This is a genomic window from Isoptericola croceus (assembly GCF_029382255.1).
Lineage (GTDB): Bacteria > Actinomycetota > Actinomycetes > Actinomycetales > Cellulomonadaceae > Isoptericola > Isoptericola croceus.
This window is the reverse complement of the sequence record NZ_JARLLG010000140.1, coordinates 1-280: the sequence shown is the minus strand read 5'-3', so window position 1 is coordinate 280 and position 280 is coordinate 1. Positions and strand designations below refer to the sequence as shown.

Sequence of the window (280 nt, the reverse complement as noted above, 5' to 3'; positions counted from 1 at the left end):
AAATCCGTTGGCTTGTGTAATGGTTAAATGCATGATCCATCATCGAGGAAACTTCCTGATTCCGCTTCTTGACATCTGGTTCGCCCATCACCACGGCGATAAACCGGAGATTGTTCCTTTTGGCCGTGGCCGTCAAGCAATATTTCGCCTCGGAAGTGTATCCGGTTTTCAACCCGTCCATTCCCGGATAAAACCGGACCAATTTGTTGGTATTGACCAGCCAGAACGGTTTTTTCGAATTTTTCCTCAGGTAATCTTCGTAAAGTCCCGTATAGTTGGT

General features: G+C 46.4%; 1 pseudogene. It reads right to left on the bottom strand.

What is annotated here, in order from left to right:
- Positions 1 to 280 (bottom strand): annotated as a pseudogene (locus PZC42_RS24465) (hypothetical protein); the annotation flags it as partial.